We start from the raw sequence: 16,919 nt of genomic DNA, 5'->3' as shown, positions 1-16,919 counted from the left end.
CTGGAACACCTATCATGCGAAATATTTTACTGATCAATGCGGGCAAATCATTCGGCCACTCTAAAGGCCAGCTCAACAATACGCTTACCGATATCGCAACCCATTTCTTACGTAATAAAAACTATGACGTACGCGTTACCGTTGTCGATCACGGTTATAATATAGAACAGGAAGTGCAGAATTACCTTTGGGCCGATACCATCATTTACCAGATGCCTGGCTGGTGGATGGGCGCCCCCTGGATCCTGAAAAAATATATTGATGAAGTTTTTACCGCAGGGCATGGCTTACTGTATGCAGATGATGGTCGAACCAGGGCGGACGCCAGCAAAAAATACGGTTCTGGCGGACTGTTGCAAGGCAAAAAATATATGCTGTCGTTGACCTGGAACGCGCCGCTGGAAGCCTTTGAAGACCCGGAACAATTCTTCCACGGCGTGGGCGTGGACGGTGTGTATCTTCCGTTTCATAAAGCCAATCAATTCATCGGGTTAGCCCCGTTGCCGACGTTTATCTGTAATGATGTGATGAAGCAGCCGGATGTACCCGCATATACCATCCACTACCAGCAGCACCTGGACGCTATTTTCCCCTGACAGAAGTGCGCCGCTATAAGAGAAGTTAACTCATGGCGGCGTGCAGTAGCGTGATTTCCCCTACCTGAAACCGGAAAACACATACGTTATACTTCGATCTCCGCCCGGTCGCCCTTCTCTTGCAGCCAGTTACGGCGATCTTCCGAACGTTTTTTCGCCAACAGCATATCCATCATCGCCATCGTCTGATCGATGTCGTCGTCATTAATGGTTAACTGCACCAGGCGGCGGGTATTCGGATCAAGCGTGGTTTCACGTAATTGCAACGGGTTCATTTCACCCAGGCCTTTAAAACGCTGCACGTTGGGTTTGCCTTTTTTCCGCTTGAGCTGTTCCAGCACGCCCGCTTTTTCCTCTTCATCGAGGGCGTAATAGACTTCTTTGCCAAGGTCGATACGGTACAGCGGCGGCATGGCCACATACACATGGCCACCTTTTACCAGCGAGCGGAAATGGCGTACGAACAGGGCGCACAGCAGCGTGGCGATGTGTAAACCATCGGAGTCCGCATCCGCCAGAATACAGATCTTGCCGTAACGAAGCTGACTTAAATCGTCGCTATCAGGATCAATGCCGATCGCCACCGAAATATCATGAACCTCCTGTGAGGCTAATACCTCATCGGAAGAGACTTCCCAGGTATTCAGGATCTTACCCTTAAGCGGCATAATCGCCTGAAATTCACGCTCCCGCGCCTGTTTCGCAGAGCCGCCTGCGGAGTCCCCTTCCACCAGAAACAGCTCGGTGAGATTCAGATCCTGCGAGGTACAATCCGCCAGCTTGCCGGGCAGCGCCGGGCCGCTGGTCAGTTTTTTACGTACCACCTTCTTGGCGGCGCGCATCCGGCGCTGGGCGCTGGCGATCGCCAGTTCAGCCAGTTGTTCCGCCATCTGAATATTCTGGTTCAGCCACAGGCTGAAAGCATCCTTAACCACACCGGAAACAAACGCCGCACACTGACGTGAAGAAAGACGTTCTTTGGTTTGTCCGGCAAACTGCGGCTCCTGCATCTTGACCGACAACACATAAGCGCAACGTTCCCAGATATCATCGGCGCTCAATTTCACGCCGCGCGGCAGAATATTGCGGAACTCACAGAACTCACGCATGGCGTCCAGCAAGCCCTGACGTAAGCCGTTAACGTGAGTGCCGCCCATCGGGGTGGGGATCAGGTTAACATAGCTTTCGGTCAGCAACTCTCCCCCTTCCGGCAGCCACAACAGCGCCCAGTCAACGGCTTCCGTATCACCGACAATCGAGCCGAGAAACGGTTTTTCCGGCAGGGTGATCAATCCATTCACCGCTTCACACAGATAATCTTTCAATCCATCCTGATAACACCAGCGTTGCTCGGTATTATTGAGCTTATCTTTAAAAACAATCTCGACGCCGGGACACAATACGGCTTTGGCTTTCAGTAAGTGCGTCAGGCGTGAAACAGAAAAACGCGGGCTGTCGAAAAATTTTTCATCCGGCCAGAAATGCACGCGAGTACCGGTATTACGGCGACCGCAGGTGCCGGTTACGGTGAGATCCTGTACTTTGTCGCCATTCTCGAACGCCATATCGTACACCTGACCATCACGCCGTACCGTCACTTCCACACGTGAAGACAGCGCGTTGACCACCGAGATCCCCACGCCGTGCAGACCGCCTGAGAATTGATAATTCTTATTGGAGAATTTACCCCCGGCATGTAACCGGCACAGGATCAGTTCAACCGCCGGCACCCCCTCTTCAGGGTGAATATCCACCGGCATCCCACGCCCATCATCAATCACTTCCAGCGACTGATCGGCGTGCAAAATCACATCGACACGGCGTGCATGCCCTGCTAATGCCTCATCGACGCTGTTGTCTATCACCTCTTGCCCCAAATGATTAGGGCGCGTGGTATCGGTGTACATTCCTGGGCGACGGCGCACCGGTTCCAGTCCGCTGAGTACTTCTATCGCATCAGCGTTATAACTTGATTGAGTCATGGTTTGAGTTAATTCGTTGTTTTAAAGGAATAAGTGGTGAACTGTACCGATGGTGTGTTATTCACCAGCGAATGACAGGCTACGTTCATTTTTGCCCTGTCGCTACTATCGCTGTTGGCATCCTGTTGATCAGTCTGTCGTAAGCCCCAAAAAATTCACTATGGGTGAAAAAAAGCGCTCAAATCCGACAAAGGCGTGATTGCCCCCTGATTCTACTGTTTGGCGACAGGCCGTGTAATAAGCAACCGCCTGGCGATAATCCAAAACTTCATCCCCGGTCTGAATCAATAACCACAGCAAATCTGGCGATTTCAGCGGATCAACCTGCATTATCTTCAGATCGAAAACATGCCGTGACTCTAGCACATATTGTTCGCCGGTGTAGGGGTTCTGATATTCCCCCAGGTAGTCAAGCAACAGCTCAAATGGCCTCACGGCTGGATTCACCACCACCGCGGGCAGGGTAAAACACTGGGATAGCCAGGTGGCATAATAACCACCGAGAGAAGAGCCAACAATCCCCAGCGGCCTACCGGCCCGCGCCATTACCAGCGACTCCATCATCTCGGCAGCCTCAGTTGGATAAGGAGGAAGCTGTGGCGTCAGTATCTCAATTTCAGGATGCCGGCTTGCCAGCCAGGTTTTCAGCGCCGTCGCTTTCGCTGAATGGGGCGTGCTGTTGAAGCCATGAAGGTAGAGTAAGGTCGGCATCAGTAACCATCCGAATCCATATCAGGCAAGAATTCACTCCCCGACAGACGAAACACCTCGGTTTCCAACTGACCATCCGGCATCAAGTCCAGATAACGCCAGCCAGGCGCCACATTGTCAATGGTGAAATTCGTGCAATGGGGTTTAAACTGAACGCAGGTAGATGGCGTTGCCAGCAGACGGCGGCCATGCCAGCCAAGATCCAACTCCTGATGAATATGTCCGCACAGAATAGTATTCACCCGTGGATAACGGGCCAGCACAGCAGCCAGATTATGGGCGTTACGCAAACTGTGTTGATCAAGCCAGGTGCAACCGGAAGGATGGGGGTGATGATGCAGTAATAGCAGGGTAAAGCGCTCCGGCTGGCTTTGCAGACTTCGCTCGAGCCATTCGAGCTGATAATCACTCAGTTCGCCATGCGGCACGCCAAACACCTGGCTATCCAGCAGAATAATCTGCCAGTTATCGCCCAGCAGTACATGTTTAGAGGGGGCGACTTCCGCTTCAGCCAGGGCATCGACCATCGCGGGCTGAAAATCATGATTACCCGGCAACCATACGCAGGGCGCATCCAACTGACGGATCCCACGAGAGAAATGACGATAGGCTTCCAGAGAATGATCCTGCGCCAAATCGCCTGTCGCGACGATTAAATCAAACGCATATTGCTGGGCCTGTATGGCATCCAGCACCGCGTGAAAACTTCGGTATGTATTAATACCAAGCAATGTTTCATGCTCACCGGCAAAAAGGTGGGTATCTGTTATTTGTAAAATCCTGATTCTGGCCCCACTCGCCACAGGAAGTGTCAACAGGCTTTCCAAATGATGGTGTCCTTGGTTACTTAAATCTGTCTATACCCGTTATCTTTCAAGTCGCAGCTGCGTTGGTTTACTACAACCGTGAAAGCTATTGGATATCAAAAACCGGAATCGACATCGAACCATACGCCAAACAATATTTTAGCCAATCAGCAAGAAACTGATTAATTTGATGCTTTTCGTCACGTTGATGTAACTTATTATTCGGGTAATCATAACGTGCCTTGAAGCGGAAGATCTGCTGACTGGCACACACTTCCGCAACCAGCGCGTCATGATATAGCCTGACCGTCATCATTGGCAGACTCCAGTAGCTTACTGCTGGCGCAGTTTGCTGAATTTCCACCAGTGAGGTGTAACGGGTTGATTCAAGAATGGTTAAGCGATAAACAGCATGATTAACGTGATAAACCGCAGTTTCGCCGACTTCGTCGATACGGGGCAGCAAACGCCGTAATTGCATGAAATTGGTTTCGCATAGCCTCATCATTGCCGGGAAATCCGGGGTATAACGCTTCATAAGTTCAATCCACCCACGCGTTTCTCAGTTTTTTATGGTGCAACGCCAACCATTGCAAGGCAATGACAGAAGCTGCGTTATCGATAATCCCTTCCTCAACCCACTGATAACTCTGTTCACGGCTGACAACATGCACCCGGATATCTTCATTTTCTTCCGCCAGCCCATGAATACCAGCCGCAGTCCGGGTATCCACTTCCCCTACCATAACAGCCAGACGTTCGCTGGTGCCACCTGGGCTGGCAAGATAGTTGACTATTTGTTGGCATCGACCGACAACCAAACCCGCTTCTTCCTGGGCTTCCCGCCGGGCAACCTCTTCCAGACTTTCTCCCGGTTCAATCATGCCAGCCACCAGTTCAAACAGCCAGGGGGATACGCTGGTGTCATAAGCGGCAATCCGTATCTGTTCAACCAGCACTACCTCATCGCGCACGGGATCGTAAGGTAGCAGAACAACCGCATGCCCGCGTTCAAAAATCTCGCGGCTGACTTCACCGCTCATTTCACCATTAAACAGGCGATGGCGAAAACGGTAGCGTACCAGTGAAAAAAAACCATTGTATAATTTTTCACGTGCAATAATTTCTACATCGTCTTTATTGAAAGTAACCGGACTGGGTACTGAAGACACCATGACTACGCTCCTGTAACGAGTACCATTGGAATTCATCATTGTATGGTGAAAATCCCAGTCATCATACTCGCTGTTGTTTGTGGTAGATTCACATAAATACAGAATCCGTCTCAGCAGGCATTATTACCGCAGACGGTTTTAATACGGCAAGTGCGATCTGTAATATGAAGGCCCTTCACCTCAGGCCCGAATAGGACGGAAACTTGCCTGATCGGGTCGGTTTCAGGGCAAGATGGCACATTCAGCTACCTTATCCTATTGGCAGATTCTGATAGAATCGGCGACTATTCGTCTATCGACAGCGCTACAATAGCGACATTGCTGCACAACAAGGAATGCAAATGAAGAAATTGCTCCCTCTTCTTATCGGTCTGAGTCTGGGTGGTTTTAGTGCCATAGGCCAGGCAGAAAATCTGTTACAGGTTTATCAGCAAGCCAAAACGACCAATCCTGATTTACGCAGCTCCGCAGCAACCCGCGATGCGGCGTTTGAAAAAATCAACGAAGCCCGAAGCCCGCTGTTGCCACAATTGGGTTTAGGCGCAGATTATACCTATACCGACGGTTTCCGGGATAACAATGGCATTAACAATGACGAAAAAAGCGCGTCATTGCAGTTAACCCAGACGCTGTTTGATATGTCTAAATGGCGTGCCCTGACATTGCAGGAAAAACAAGCCGGCATTGAAGATGTCACGTATCAGAGCGCTCAACAGACGCTTATCCTGGATACCGCGACCGCGTATTTCAATGTCCTGCGCGCCATTGATTCGCTGTCTTATATCAACGCCCAGAAACAGGCTATTTACCGCCAGTTGGATCAAACCAGCCAGCGCTTTAACGTCGGCCTGGTGGCGATAACCGACGTCCAAAACGCCCGTGCGCAATATGACAGCGTCTTGGCGAATGAAGTTTTGGCGCGCAATACGCTGGAAAACGCACTAGAAGTTCTGCGTCAGGTCAGCGGTAATTTCTATCCGCAGCTGGCGGGTCTGAATATCGAACGGTTTTCAACCCAGAAACCAGGGGGCGTTAACAATCTGCTGAAAGAGGCGGAAAACCGCAACCTGAATCTGCTGTCCGCCCGTCTGAGCCAGGATCTGGCGCGTGAACAAATCCGCTACGCACAAACCGGTCATATGCCTACGTTGGATTTGACCGCATCCTCCAGCGTGAGTGATACCAGCTATTCAGGCTCTAATGCGCGCGGCAGTTCGTATATTGACCGTGACGTAGGCCAGAACCAGGTGGGCATCAGTTTTAACTTACCGCTGTATAGCGGCGGAGCAACCAGTTCACAGGTGAAACAGGCTCAACACAGTTTCGTCAGCGCCAGCGAGTTGCTGGAAAGCGCCCACCGCTCCGTCATCCAAACCGTGCGCTCTTCTTTTAACAATATTTCCGCCTCTATCAGCAGCATCAGCGCTTATAAACAGGCTGTAGTCTCCGCGCAAAGCTCCCTGGATGCGATGGAAGCCGGTTATCAGGTAGGAACCCGCACTATTGTTGACGTGCTGGACGCCACCACCACGCTGTATAACGCCAAGCAGCAGCTTTCCAGCGCCCGTTATGATTACCTGATTAATCAACTGAACATTAAATCCGCTCTGGGTACGTTGAATGAAAACGATCTGCAAGCGCTGAATGCCGCGTTAGGTCAGCCGGTTTCGACCACGCCGCCAGTCACTGACGACAACAGCGGTACGCCGTTCGTCGACACCACAACGGCATCCGCAGTACCGCAGCAGTAATCATATCGGCTCAAAGGGAACACGCTGTTCCCTTTTGAGTTTGATGACAAACCCATAGTGGTGAGATCGAGATACCCGGGCTTATCGCACCGAGGGGCGCTCCGGCGGCTTACGCCGCTACGGCACCATCGGTACGCTGTCCCTAATATCGGACTTTGTCAGCAGTCTGAAAGGGAACACGCTGTTCCCTTTTTTTATAGCGGACTATCCCGCCCCTCTTATGGGCCGCCGCCAGCCACGTTTAAAATCACGCCCGGCGATTTTTTGTCTCCGCCAGCCGGATAAAGCGAAACACTGCACAACTGAATGTATAGCAACGTAAAGAGTCGCCCGGTTACTACCATTGGTGCTTTAAATTCAAACAACCTTCCCCTATTCTTAAGCGCATTGTTAATAATTGGGCCTGATGCCTTTTTTCTGGGATTAACACGATGAAACGTACCAAAAATATCAATCAGGAAACATTCCGGAAGGGATGGCGAACGTACCGACTGGCTCCCATCGCATTAGCGGTCAGTACCGTATTTATATTAGCTGGCTGTGAGCAGGCTGATGAAACCGTTTCTCTTTATCAGAATGCCGATGACTGTTCACGCGCCAATCCATCCATGAGCGAACAATGTACAACGGCTTACAATAACGCACTGAAAGAAGCCGAAAAAACCGCACCTAAATATGCAACCCGCGCAGACTGTGTGGCCGAGTTTGGTGAAGCGCAATGTACCCAGGCTCCAGCGCCCGCGCAGGCCGGGGTAGGCGCGGCCGCTGAATCCCAGCAGAGCGGCAGCTTCTGGATGCCGCTGATGGCCGGCTACATGATGGGCCGGATGATGGGCGGTTCAGGTTTTGCGCAACAGCCGCTGTTTACCTCTAAGTCGCCAACCAGTCCGGCCAACGGCAAATTTGTGGATGCAACCGGTAAAAATTACGGCAATGCCACCACAGGTCGTACCATTAACGTACCGAAAACGGCGCTAGCGCCGAAACCGGCTACCACCACAACCGTTACCCGCGGCGGATTTGGTGAGACCGTCGCCAAACAAACCAGTATGCAACGCAGCAGCGCCAGTTCCGGCACTTCCCGCTCAATGGGTGGCTGAGGCGTATTTGATGAAGCGGATTGACATTAAAGAACGTCCTGACTGGCGTGAGAAAGCCTCTGAATTCGGATTCCGTTTTCACACTATGTATGATGAGCCTTACTGGTGTGAAGAGGCCTATTATCAGTTTACGCTCGCCCAGATTGAAGAGCTGGAGGACACCACCGCAGAGTTGCACCAAATGTGTTTACAGGTGGTGGAAAAAGTCGTCAACAGTGAATCGTTACTGGCGAAATTCCGCATTCCCAAGCACACATGGGAGTTTGTCAGAACCTCATGGCGTACCAATCAACCTTCGCTCTATTCTCGCCTCGATCTGGCTTATGACGGCAAGACGCCGGCCAAACTGCTGGAAAATAATGCCGATACGCCGACATCGCTCTACGAAGCGGCATTTTTCCAATGGCTGTGGCTGGAAGATCAAATCAAAGCCGGGCAACTGCCGCAAACCGCCGATCAGTACAATAGCATTCAGGAAAAGCTGATCGACCGTTTTGACGATCTCAAACTGAATCACGGCTTCGGCCTGCTGCATTTTGCCTGCTGTCAGGATACCGAAGAAGATCGCGGTACGGTGCAATACTTACAGGATTGCGCACTGGAAGCCGGCCTGCCGAGTGAGTTTCTTTATATGGAAGAAATTGGTCTGGGCGAGAAAGGCCAGTTTACCGATCTGGAAAACCAGATCATCAGTAACCTGTTCAAGCTGTATCCCTGGGAATTCATGCTGCGCGAGATATTCTCCACCAAACTTGAAGATGCAGGTGTGCGCTGGCTGGAACCGGCCTGGAAAAGCATTATCTCCAATAAAGCGTTGCTGCCAATGCTGTGGGAAATGTTCCCGAACCACCCGAATCTGTTGCCCGCCTATTTCACGGAAGATGAGCACCCCGCGCTGGAGAATTACGTCATCAAGCCATTGTTTTCACGCGAAGGCGCCAATATTCAAATCGTGGAAAACGGCAAGGAGATTGCCGCTGTGGGTGGGCCGTATGGTGAAGAAGGCATGATCATCCAGCAATATCATCCCTTACCCAAATTTGGCGACAGTTATACGCTGATCGGCAGTTGGCTGGTAAACGATCAACCATGCGGCATCGGTATGCGCGAAGATCGTGCACTGATTACACAGGATCTGTCGCGTTTTTACCCGCATATCATTCTGGACTAGCGGGTATAACCTGAAAAAAGGCACGGTTTTTATACGATGTTGCTGACAAAGTAGCCGGTAAGCCTGAGATACACGGGCCTACCGTACCGAGGGGCGCTCCGGCGGCTTACGCCGCTACGCCCCCTAAGCACGCTCTCCCTAATAATGAGCTTTGTCAATGGTCTGAGGCACGGTTTTTATACCGTGCCTTAACAAAATAGTTTATCCCACCTGTACCGACAGCATACTCAGTGAACCCATTTCAATTCCATCCACCGGAATACTGATGGCTTCCTTACCATCCCAGCTTCCCAACACGTAAAGCAGCGGCAGATAGTGATCGGGCATTGGGTTGGATAATGCCGCGCCCTCATGCTGCATAAAGTTTATCAGGGGATGATTGTCTCCCTGATATTTCAGGTTATCTCGCACAAACTGATTGAACGAAATAGCCCAGGGATAGGGTTCTGCTTCCCCGTCCCATTTAACCATACGCAGGTTATGCACCACGTTGCCGCTGGCAACAATCATGATGCCTTCATCACGCAATCCAGCCAGTTTACGCCCCAGTCGGTAATGATACTCCGCAGGCTGTGCCCCGTTTACACTAAGCTGTACGACGGGGATATCGGCCTGTGGATACATTTTTATCAGTACCCCCCAGGCGCCGTGATCCAGTCCCCATTCGCTGCGATCCGCCGCTACCGGAATTGGAGCCAGAAGCTGTTGAATTTTTTCAGCCAACTCAGGCGAACCGGGCGCAGGATAGCGGGTATCAAACAATGCCTGTGGAAAACCGCCGAAATCATGGATCGTCCGGGGGCTTTCCATTGCCGTCACCGCTGTGCCGCGGGTGTACCAGTGAGCGGAAACCGCCACAATGGCTTTCGGGCGCGGTAATGTTTCCCCCAGCGTCCGCCATGCCTGGGTATAAGGGTTGTTTTCCAACACGTTCATCGGACTGCCATGACCGAGAAACAGTGCGGGCATACGGGAAGCGTTGTTCATAGCCGTATCCTTAACAAAATGTGAGCATTGTGCAGCAGCACGTTATGCAATTACTGTACGCCATTTACGCATTAGAAAAAGTCGGATATCGGTGATGAAGATCATCAAGAAATTTGAAAAGAATAGCTACGCATAAAAAAACGGCCAACATGCATGGTGAAACACATGTTGGCCGTATAAAAATGAAGGAAACCCGCCGGAGCGGAATTTTTATAAATAGAGTTGGAGTCGACCGTTAAGCCGGGTTCTGTCGTGGACAGTCATTCATCTAGGCCAGCAATCGCTCACTGGCTCAAGCAGCCTACCCGGGTTCAGTACGGGCCGTACCATGTGAACCCCTATTTGGCCTTGCTCCGGGTGGAGTTTACCCTGCCACGCACTGTTGCCAGCCGTGCGGTGCGCTCTTACCGCACCCTTTCACCCTTACCTGATCCCACTCGCGCAGGCCATCGGCGGTTTGCTCTCTGTTGCACTTGTCGTAGGCTTGCGCCTCCCAGGCGTTACCTGGCACCCTGCCCTATGGAGCCCGGACTTTCCTCCCCTCCGCCTGTCTCCCCCGAAAGGGACGGCAGCGAAGCGGCGACTGTCTGGTCAACTCCGGCGCGGATTGTATAGTGTTTTACTTTACCTGTCATCCTTCCTGCCGGTCGAGAGCATACTTATACAGCGCATTCTTCTTAACGCCGTGGATTTCTGCGGCCAATGCGGAGGCCTTCTTCAACGGCAGCTCTTTTTGTAACAGGGACAACGTGCGCAGTGCCTCTGCCGGCAAGGCTTCAACATCCACTTTATGCCCTTCCACAATCAGTACCATTTCACCTTTACGACGATTTTCATCTTCCTTCACCCAATCCAACAATTCGCCTACCGGCGCGCCGTGAATGGATTCCCAGGTTTTGGTGATTTCACGCGCCAGTACCACATAACGCTGCGGCCCCAGTACATCGATCATGTCCTGCAAACTATCCAATAACCGGTGTGTCGATTCATAAAAAATCAAGGTGCGCGGCTCTTCCAGTAACTCGCGCAGCGTATCCGTACGCGCCTTGGTTTTTGCCGGCAGGAAACCTTCATAGCAAAAACGATCGGAAGCCAGCCCGGCGGCTGAAAGCGCGGTAATCGCCGCACAGGCGCCAGGTAACGGAACCACCCGAATCCCCGCTTCGCGGCAGCGGCGCACCAGATGATAACCGGGATCATTAATCAAGGGAGTGCCTGCGTCAGAAACCAGAGCAATACTTTGCCCCGCCTGCAACTTCGCCAATAACGAGTCTGCTTTTTGTTGTTCATTGTGGTCATGTAATGCGAACAGCCGCGCATTAATGGCAAAATGTTGTAACAACAGGCCGGTATGGCGGGTATCCTCTGCGGCAATCAAATCGACGCACTGCAACACGGCCAAGGCACGCTGGGTAATATCGCCCAGATTGCCAATCGGCGTAGGGACGATGTAAAGGGTCGATGCAGAAATATCTGCTTGTTGGTCTTGATTCATTGTTTCATCCGGGTTGCCGATTTAATATTGAGCATCTCTAAAAAAATCACTGGATACAGTATGCTTCCCTTTCATTTCGTCCGTAGTCAGGCAGGGCGCATTATCCCTGTTTTGTTAGCGGCGCTGTTTCTTGCAGGCTGTCCAAGTCGGGCGCCGCAGAGCCCGCCGCCTGAGGTTCAAGGCAGGGCTGATGCCGCATCCGCTTATTATCTGCAACAGATGCAGCAAAGCGGCGATAATAACAAGGCTGACTGGCAATTACTCGCTATTCGTGCCTTATTGCAGGAAGGCAAAACACCGCAGGCAAGCCAGCAATTCAGCGCATTACCACCCAATTTAAGTGCGGTACAGCAACAAGAACAGCAATTGCTGGGCGCTGAACTGTCGGTTGCGCAAAACAATATGGATGCCGCGAATACGGCATTGAGCCAACTGGACGTCAGCACGCTCTCCCCTCATCAGCAACTTCGCTACTATGGGGCATATATTCAGGCGAGTCAGGGACGCCCATCCCTGACACTACTGCGTGCCTATGTCGCTCAGGAACCTTTACTGCAAAATAGCGCTCACCAACAGAATCTTGATCAAACCTGGCAAACGCTGGTGCAGATGACACCGCAGGAATCAGCATCATTACTGATTAATGCCAACGAAAACGTTCTTCAGGGGTGGATTGATCTGCTTAACACCTATCAGAACAACCGTCAGTCTCCCGATCGGTTGAAAACGGCGGTCCAGGACTGGCAAACCCGTTACCCGCGTCATCCGGCCTCCAAAACACTACCAACACAGTTAACACAGGTGGTCGATTTCCAGCAGTCACAGGTCAGCAGTATCGCGCTGCTGCTGCCATTAAACGGTCAGGCCCAGGTGTTTGCCAATGCTATCCAACAAGGGTTCAACGCGGCGAAAAACGGTCAGGCGGCGATGGCGGGAACGTCACTGGTAACCCAGCCTGCCAGCGACACCCAGCAAGAGAGCCTCCAGGATCAAAATACCGGGACTGCCGATGATCAGAATGGGCAAGATGAACAAAACGGCCAGGATGGTCAGGACCACGCGGAATACAGCGCCGACGTTAATGCCGTTGACACTCCCCCCACGGCAGTTCAGCCCCCAGTTTCCAGCGCTTTACCGGTAAAAGTGTATGACACCTCATCACAACCTTTATCGAATGTATTAACTCAGGCACAACAGGATGGCGCTTCCCTCGTCGTCGGGCCGCTATTGAAAAATGAAGTGGAACAATTAGCAGGAAGCCTGTCTTCGTTGAATATTCTGGCGCTCAATCAGCCTGAACATGCGCAGAACAGCCCTAATATCTGCTACTTCGCCTTATCGCCGGAAGATGAAGCCAGAGATGCCGCAAAATTTATGCACCAACAGGGTAAACAGCAGCCATTATTGTTGGTGCCACGCGGAAACCTGGGCGATCGCGTCGTCAACGCCTTTGCGCAAGCCTGGAACCAGCAAGGTGGAGGCAACCTGTTGCAGCAACGCTTTGGCAGCGCTTTTGAGCTAAAACAAGCTATTAACAGTGGGGCAGGCCTCAGCCTGAGTGGTCAGCCTGTCAATATGACGCCGCCGCAAACACAAACCGAAACAACCGTGGGCGGCTTAACTATCCCGGCTCAGGTGGAACCCGTAGTCAGTTCATCCATAAGCGGTAATATTGATGCCGTTTATATTATCGCCACACCCGATGAACTGGCGCTAATCAAACCCATGATCGATATGCGTACCACATCGCGATCACGTCCTGCGCTGTATGCCAGTTCCCGTAGTTTTCAAGCGGGTAGCGGCCCTGACTTCCGTCTCGAAATGGAAGGATTACAGTTCAGCGAGATTCCGCTGTTAGCCGGTGAAAATCCGGCGCTGATGCAACAGGTGATCAACCAGTTCAAAAATGATTACTCATTGGTACGCCTTTATGCCATGGGAATGGATGCCTGGACCCTGTCCAGCCACTTTGCCGAAATGCGCCAGATTCCCGGCCATCAGGTCGCCGGAGCAACGGGCATACTGAGCGCAACTTCCGATTGTGTGATTAGCCGGCAAATGACCTGGCTGCAATATCGTCAGGGACAGTTGGTGCCAGCATCCTGAACCGGCGAACAACGGGCGCAGATTACGAACAGCAGGCCCGGCGCTATCTTGAACGCGCTGGCTTGACCTTCACCGCAGCCAATGTAACGTTGCGCGGTGGGGAACTGGATTTAGTTATGCGCGATCGGCAAACCTGGGTCTTTGTGGAAGTCCGCTATCGGCGAAATGCCGACTTTGGCGGTGCGGCTGCCAGTATTACCCGACAGAAACAACAGCGGTTGCTCCATGCCGCCGCCGTCTGGCTGGCGCAACGGGGAGCCAGTTTTGATACGGTTGACTGCCGTTTCGACGTGCTGGCCATTACGGGAAACCAGTTTGCCTGGATCCCTAACGCCTTTAACGCGCAGAGATGACTCGTTTTTCATGGACTTTAATTAAAGTAGGTTAACTCAACGTGCTGGATAGAATAAAAGTTTGTTTTACTGAGAGTATTCAAACGCAGATTGCTGCTGCGGAAGCCTTACCAGATGCAATCTCACGTGCCGCAATGGCACTGGTGCAGTGTCTGCTGAACGGCAATAAAATTCTGTGCTGCGGTAATGGAACGTCGGCTGCCAACTCCCAGCATTTTGCTGCCAGCATGATCAATCGTTTTGAAGCTGAACGCCCTAGCTTACCGGCAATTGCACTTAATGCTGATAATGTGGTCTTAACTGCGATCGCCAACGATCGACTGCACGAAGAAATCTACGCCAAACAAGTTCGTGCGCTGGGACAAACCGGCGACGTATTACTGGCAATATCTACCCGCGGAAATAGCCGTGACATTGTAAAAGCAGTGGAAGCGGCAGTAACCAGAGACATGACAATTATCGCCCTGACCGGTTACGATGGCGGCGAATTGGCCGGGTTGCTTGGTCCACAGGATGTGGAAATCCGCATTCCTTCACACCGTTGCGCCCGTATTCAGGAAATGCACATGCTGACGGTTAACTGCCTGTGCGATTTAATTGATAATTCACTTTTTCCACACCAGAACGATTAAGGAGCACTACATGAGGATAAGTTCTGCATTTGCCGTGCTGTCTATCGCCCTCTTACTACAAGGTTGCGTTGGCGCGGTAGTTGTCGGAAGTGCCGCGGTTGCCACCAAAAGCGCCACCGATCCCCGCACGGTGGGAACACAGGTTGACGACGGCACGCTGGAAATACGCGTGACCAATGCAATCAGTAAAGATGCGCAATTGAAAAAAGACGCCCGCATTGTTGCTACCGCCTATCAGGGCAAAGTCTTGCTGACGGGGCAAGCGCCCAATACAGAACTCGCAAACCGAGCAAAGCAAATTGCACTTGGCGTGGAAGGCGCAGCCGAAGTCTATAATGAAATACGCCAGGGTACACCAGTTTCACTGGGAACTGCGTCAATGGATACCTGGATCACAACCAAAGTTCGTTCGCAGATCCTGGCGAGCGACACGGTTAAATCTTCAAACGTGAAAGTCACCACTGAAAATGGTGAAGTCTTCCTGTTAGGTCTGGTTACCCAGCGTGAAGGAGCGTCAGCCGCTGAACTTGCCAGTAAGGTCAGCGGAGTGAAGCACGTCACCACTGCTTTTACCTATCTGCAATAAGGCCTGACCACAACCGCCCTCGCTTTCGCGAGGGTTCATCCTAATAACTTATGCTTTGATAATAATTGGCTGCGTGATTATTCGTTCAGTTTAATCCATTTGAACGCAAAAAGGCTTCGCCGCCTATCTGGCGCATCTGGCGTAAAATCCATTGCTGGCGTTGGATCACATACCCGGACGGCGCACTCACGCGAAAACGGATAGGGTTTGGCAACACCGCCGCCAGCAAAGCCGCTTCGCTTGCGGTAAGCCTGCCGGCAGGCTTGTTGAAATAGCGCCTTGCGGCTGCCTCTACGCCAAAAATACCGGGACCGAACTCAGCGATATTGAGATATACCGTCAGGATCCGCCGTTTAGTCCATACCAGTTCAACGCCTGCGGTTATCCCGGCTTCGAGACCTTTTCGCAGCCAGCTACGACCATCCCACAAGAACAAATTTTTCACCGTTTGCTGAGAGAGCGTAGAGGCTCCTCGGACCCGCTGCGTATTACGTTCGTTATGTTTCAGCGCTGAGTTAATGGCGTCAATATCAAAACCCCAGTGCTGAGGGAATTTCTGATCTTCGGCGGCGATCACCGCCAGCGCCATCGCCGGAGCTATCTCATCCATAGAAACCCAGTCCGAATACGCAACATATGCAAAATCGCCGCGCAGCCACGCGCTGATCTGACGGTCAACCATCACGGCGGAAAATGGAACAGGCAGAAAAGAAAACAGCAGTATGCCTGCCAGCCAGAATCCCACTACCACCAGCAGGCACCGAATAACCAGGCGTTTAAAACGCATCAGCAGACCGTTGCGGCGGCTCAATCTCATTCAATAAAATCCAACACGCGCTGCACCAGTTTATCAATTCCCTTTGCCGCTTCACTAATCGAGTTAGCTAGCATGTAAGCGGGCGTGGTGACAATTTTATGTTCAGCATCCACCACGATATCATCAACCGGGCAAACCACGTGAATACCACCCATTTCTTCAACAATTTCAGCAGTATCAATATCATTACCGATGGTAATTCTGACTGGCTCTCCCAATAACGTTGGCAACAGGGCAGGGCTGATGCAAATAAAACCAATTGGTTTGTTTTGCTTATAAATTTCCTGTGTGAGTAATTTCAAAGATTCATCAACCTGACATGCCGAACCCTGGGTGGCGAAGTCGCTTAAATTTTTAGCTGAACCGAAACCGCCGGGTACAATTAACGCATCAAGTTGTTGCGCATCCGCTTCAGAAAGCGGCCGAATTTTCCCTCTGGCAATCCGTGCGGATTCAACTAAAACGTTGCGATTTTCATTGGTTACGTCACCCGTCAGGTGATTAACTACCTGTAATTGCAACTTATCTGGCGCAAAGCAAACCGCTTTGGCCCCTGCTCGATCAAGCGCAAGCAGCGTCAATACTGCTTCGTGAATCTCTGAACCATCATAAACACCACACCCGCTAAGGACGATACCGACTCTTTTCATG

General features: G+C 51.7%; 17 protein-coding genes and 1 other RNA gene. 8 read left to right on the top strand and 10 right to left on the bottom strand.

Annotation, left to right across the window (positions count from 1 at the left end; all coding sequences use genetic code 11):
• Window positions 1-14 precede the first annotated feature (14 nt).
• The gene (locus BIY29_RS02920) at window positions 15-596 is read left to right on the top strand and encodes an NAD(P)H-dependent oxidoreductase (protein ID WP_121573608.1); all 582 of its coding nucleotides are present in this window, start codon (window positions 15-17) and stop codon (window positions 594-596) included.
• An 86-nt stretch (window positions 597-682) separates the two neighbouring features.
• On the opposite strand, the gene parE is transcribed toward BIY29_RS02920, so the two are convergent.
• The 5 genes from parE to nudF all read right to left on the bottom strand — a co-directional run bounded on the left by parE (window position 683) and on the right by nudF (window position 5,270).
• A complete protein-coding gene (gene parE, locus BIY29_RS02915; RefSeq protein ID WP_121573606.1) occupies window positions 683-2,578 on the bottom strand; it encodes a DNA topoisomerase IV subunit B in 1,896 nt (631 codons plus the stop codon).
• Between the two features lie 129 nt (window positions 2,579-2,707).
• Window positions 2,708-3,289, bottom strand: coding sequence for an esterase YqiA (gene yqiA, locus BIY29_RS02910; RefSeq protein ID WP_121573604.1), 582 nt, complete (start codon window positions 3,287-3,289; stop codon window positions 2,708-2,710).
• Window positions 3,289-4,116 (bottom strand): 3',5'-cyclic-AMP phosphodiesterase, encoded by an 828-nt coding sequence (gene cpdA, locus BIY29_RS02905; RefSeq protein ID WP_121573602.1) that lies wholly within the window; start codon window positions 4,114-4,116, stop codon window positions 3,289-3,291. The genes yqiA and cpdA overlap by 1 nt, the downstream gene beginning before the upstream one ends.
• Before the next feature lie 85 nt (window positions 4,117-4,201).
• Entirely contained in the window at window positions 4,202-4,633 is a 432-nt protein-coding gene (locus BIY29_RS02900; protein ID WP_121573601.1) for a DUF1249 family protein, read from the bottom strand.
• Between the two features lie 4 nt (window positions 4,634-4,637).
• On the bottom strand, window positions 4,638-5,270 hold the full coding sequence (gene nudF, locus BIY29_RS02895; RefSeq protein WP_121573598.1) for an ADP-ribose diphosphatase: 633 nt from the start codon (window positions 5,268-5,270) through the stop codon (window positions 4,638-4,640).
• 341 nt (window positions 5,271-5,611) lie between these two features.
• Between nudF and tolC the strand changes: the two genes are divergently transcribed.
• The 3 genes from tolC to BIY29_RS02880 all read left to right on the top strand — a co-directional run bounded on the left by tolC (window position 5,612) and on the right by BIY29_RS02880 (window position 9,292).
• On the top strand, window positions 5,612-7,021 hold the full coding sequence (gene tolC / locus BIY29_RS02890; protein WP_121573596.1) for an outer membrane channel protein TolC: 1,410 nt from the start codon (window positions 5,612-5,614) through the stop codon (window positions 7,019-7,021).
• Window positions 7,022-7,452: 431 nt separating this feature from the next.
• On the top strand, window positions 7,453-8,121 hold the full coding sequence (locus BIY29_RS02885) for a DUF1190 family protein (protein WP_121573594.1): 669 nt from the start codon (window positions 7,453-7,455) through the stop codon (window positions 8,119-8,121).
• Between the two features lie 10 nt (window positions 8,122-8,131).
• A complete protein-coding gene (locus BIY29_RS02880; protein WP_121573592.1) occupies window positions 8,132-9,292 on the top strand; it encodes a glutathionylspermidine synthase family protein in 1,161 nt (386 codons plus the stop codon).
• 201 nt (window positions 9,293-9,493) lie between these two features.
• Here the strand turns inward: BIY29_RS02880 and ygiD are convergent, their stop codons facing one another.
• From ygiD to rsmI, 3 genes are all read right to left on the bottom strand, one after another.
• Entirely contained in the window at window positions 9,494-10,279 is a 786-nt protein-coding gene (gene ygiD, locus BIY29_RS02875; protein ID WP_121573590.1) for a 4,5-DOPA-extradiol-dioxygenase, read from the bottom strand.
• A gap of 220 nt (window positions 10,280-10,499) precedes the next feature.
• Window positions 10,500-10,878: RNase P RNA component class A (gene rnpB / locus BIY29_RS02870), an RNA gene on the bottom strand.
• A gap of 32 nt (window positions 10,879-10,910) precedes the next feature.
• Entirely contained in the window at window positions 10,911-11,774 is an 864-nt protein-coding gene (gene rsmI, locus BIY29_RS02865) for a 16S rRNA (cytidine(1402)-2'-O)-methyltransferase (protein ID WP_121573588.1), read from the bottom strand.
• A 60-nt stretch (window positions 11,775-11,834) separates the two neighbouring features.
• Between rsmI and BIY29_RS02860 the strand changes: the two genes are divergently transcribed.
• Genes BIY29_RS02860 through dolP form a run of 4 tightly spaced genes read left to right on the top strand, consistent with a single transcriptional unit; the run spans window position 11,835 to window position 15,451 of the window.
• Window positions 11,835-13,880, top strand: coding sequence for a penicillin-binding protein activator (locus BIY29_RS02860; RefSeq protein WP_121573586.1), 2,046 nt, complete (start codon window positions 11,835-11,837; stop codon window positions 13,878-13,880).
• Window positions 13,877-14,233: a YraN family protein gene (locus BIY29_RS02855; protein ID WP_205680299.1), complete on the top strand. Its 357-nt coding sequence runs from the start codon at window positions 13,877-13,879 to the stop codon at window positions 14,231-14,233. The genes BIY29_RS02860 and BIY29_RS02855 overlap by 4 nt, the downstream gene beginning before the upstream one ends.
• Window positions 14,234-14,274: 41 nt before the next feature.
• Complete coding sequence (gene diaA / locus BIY29_RS02850; protein WP_121573583.1) at window positions 14,275-14,865, top strand: DnaA initiator-associating protein DiaA; 591 nt, start codon at window positions 14,275-14,277, stop codon at window positions 14,863-14,865.
• Window positions 14,866-14,875: 10 nt separating this feature from the next.
• The gene (gene dolP / locus BIY29_RS02845; RefSeq protein WP_121573581.1) at window positions 14,876-15,451 is read left to right on the top strand and encodes a division/outer membrane stress-associated lipid-binding lipoprotein; all 576 of its coding nucleotides are present in this window, start codon (window positions 14,876-14,878) and stop codon (window positions 15,449-15,451) included.
• 85 nt (window positions 15,452-15,536) lie between these two features.
• On the opposite strand, the gene mtgA is transcribed toward dolP, so the two are convergent.
• Both mtgA and elbB read right to left on the bottom strand, forming a co-directional pair.
• Window positions 15,537-16,268, bottom strand: coding sequence for a monofunctional biosynthetic peptidoglycan transglycosylase (mtgA, locus tag BIY29_RS02840; RefSeq protein ID WP_121573579.1), 732 nt, complete (start codon window positions 16,266-16,268; stop codon window positions 15,537-15,539).
• Window positions 16,265-16,918: an isoprenoid biosynthesis glyoxalase ElbB gene (elbB, locus tag BIY29_RS02835; protein WP_121573577.1), complete on the bottom strand. Its 654-nt coding sequence runs from the start codon at window positions 16,916-16,918 to the stop codon at window positions 16,265-16,267. The genes mtgA and elbB overlap by 4 nt, the downstream gene beginning before the upstream one ends.
• Between the last annotated feature and the right edge of the window lies 1 nt (window position 16,919).

Origin of the sequence: Brenneria alni (genome assembly GCF_003666245.1) — a bacterium.
Taxonomy (GTDB): Bacteria; Pseudomonadota; Gammaproteobacteria; order Enterobacterales; family Enterobacteriaceae; genus Brenneria; species Brenneria alni.
This window is presented reverse-complemented; position numbering and strand designations above follow the sequence as displayed.

Excerpts from the sequence above, each read along its gene's own strand:
- BIY29_RS02920 (WP_121573608.1), top strand. The coding sequence starts at position 15 with ATGCGAAATATTTTACTGATCAATGCGGGCAAATCATTCGGCCACTCT.
- parE (WP_121573606.1), bottom strand. The coding sequence starts at position 2,578 with ATGACTCAATCAAGTTATAACGCTGATGCGATAGAAGTACTCAGCGGA.
- yqiA (WP_121573604.1), bottom strand. The coding sequence starts at position 3,289 with ATGCCGACCTTACTCTACCTTCATGGCTTCAACAGCACGCCCCATTCA.
- BIY29_RS02900 (WP_121573601.1), bottom strand. The coding sequence starts at position 4,633 with ATGAAGCGTTATACCCCGGATTTCCCGGCAATGATGAGGCTATGCGAA.
- nudF (WP_121573598.1), bottom strand. The coding sequence starts at position 5,270 with ATGGTGTCTTCAGTACCCAGTCCGGTTACTTTCAATAAAGACGATGTA.
- tolC (WP_121573596.1), top strand. The coding sequence starts at position 5,612 with ATGAAGAAATTGCTCCCTCTTCTTATCGGTCTGAGTCTGGGTGGTTTT.
- BIY29_RS02885 (WP_121573594.1), top strand. The coding sequence starts at position 7,453 with ATGAAACGTACCAAAAATATCAATCAGGAAACATTCCGGAAGGGATGG.
- BIY29_RS02880 (WP_121573592.1), top strand. The coding sequence starts at position 8,132 with ATGAAGCGGATTGACATTAAAGAACGTCCTGACTGGCGTGAGAAAGCC.
- ygiD (WP_121573590.1), bottom strand. The coding sequence starts at position 10,279 with ATGAACAACGCTTCCCGTATGCCCGCACTGTTTCTCGGTCATGGCAGT.
- rsmI (WP_121573588.1), bottom strand. The coding sequence starts at position 11,774 with ATGAATCAAGACCAACAAGCAGATATTTCTGCATCGACCCTTTACATC.
- BIY29_RS02860 (WP_121573586.1), top strand. The coding sequence starts at position 11,835 with ATGCTTCCCTTTCATTTCGTCCGTAGTCAGGCAGGGCGCATTATCCCT.
- dolP (WP_121573581.1), top strand. The coding sequence starts at position 14,876 with ATGAGGATAAGTTCTGCATTTGCCGTGCTGTCTATCGCCCTCTTACTA.
- mtgA (WP_121573579.1), bottom strand. The coding sequence starts at position 16,268 with ATGAGATTGAGCCGCCGCAACGGTCTGCTGATGCGTTTTAAACGCCTG.
- elbB (WP_121573577.1), bottom strand. The coding sequence starts at position 16,918 with ATGAAAAGAGTCGGTATCGTCCTTAGCGGGTGTGGTGTTTATGATGGT.